At 58.2% G+C, this 1,190-nt stretch carries 1 protein-coding gene; it reads left to right on the top strand.

The features are described from left to right. Positions 1–225: 225 nt before the first annotated feature. On the top strand, positions 226–1,190 hold a 965-nt coding region (locus GTA51_RS20335; protein ID WP_439333342.1), incomplete at its 3' end, for a TOTE conflict system archaeo-eukaryotic primase domain-containing protein.

The raw sequence follows: 1,190 nt of genomic DNA, 5'->3' as shown, positions 1-1,190 counted from the left end.
AACCGGACGAAGACTGCACATCTAGCTGAAAAACTGTATTTACCTACCCCTCCTATCTGCACCAGTCGCTGAAACCTCACAAGTAGTCCCCCGAAAAGTCGGCCAAAAACACGGCTGGGGTCTTTTTGTTATCCGCAATGCAGCATCAGACGCCCTTAAAATCGGCGACTGGGACAGGCTACTTTGGTGGTTCACATGCCCATGTGCGCCGCCGGGAGGAAGATAATGTCAGGGCAAATTGATTATTACGGGCTCTTTAAGTCCATTTTTTGCGGCCGGGACGACGTTGTTCCCAAGCACTTCACAACCGCCGGCACGAACGGCAAACCGGGACGCTCAGGCTACTCGCCCATTTGCAATAACTTTTGGAAAACAGGCACTTGTCCCAAGTCTTCAGGTGAAAAGATCGCCTGCGACAAATGCTCATCCCGCGACTACGTCCCGTTGTCCGACGCGCTGCTCCAGGGGCATTTCGAGGGCAAGCACATCCTCGGCGTTTATCCCTTGCTCCCGGACGGGAAATGCTGGTTCGTCGCCGCCGACTTCGATGACCACAGTGGCGACCGCAATCCACTTGCTGATGTGCAGGCTTACGCCGAGGCCCTGACCAAGGCAGGGCTCGCCCCTTATGTCCTGCGCTCAAAATCCGGCCAAGGCTACCATGTCTACCAATTCTTCGCAGCCCCTGTGCCTGCCTGGAAAGCTCGCCGTGTCGCGTTTGCCTGCCTGAAGGAGGCCGGGTTGGTCGGCGAGACTGAGCAGGTTAACTCCTTCGACCGCCTGTTCCCGAACCAGGACGAACTCGGCCCTACGAAGCCGCTGGGGAACCTGATCGGACTGCCCTATCAGGGTGAAGCATCCAAATTCGGCCACACCCTGCTCCTGGACCCGGCATCTAGCTACACGACGGCTTTCACCGAACAACTGGCCGTGCTCACTTCGCTCATCCGCGCCAGCGAAGCAGAGCTCGACGCCATCATTGCGGTCCGGGGCCTGACCAAGGACACACCCAAAGCGACAGCCACTTCGGCCCCCGGCGGTGGAGTCCCTGCGACGACAAAACCGATCCAGGTACCGGCCTCGATTCCTGAGACGAAGCGCAATGACACCCTGTTTCGCGTCGCGGCTTCCTTGCATGCAAAAGGCTTGTCGGATCAGGCCATCCGCGAAGCCCTGCTTGCTGAAAATGC

The sequence above is a fragment of the Solidesulfovibrio aerotolerans genome (genome assembly GCF_009856865.1).
GTDB lineage: Bacteria > Desulfobacterota > Desulfovibrionia > Desulfovibrionales > Desulfovibrionaceae > Solidesulfovibrio > Solidesulfovibrio aerotolerans.
The sequence above is the reverse complement of the archived record's forward strand: the minus strand, read 5'-3'. Positions and strand labels throughout refer to the sequence as shown.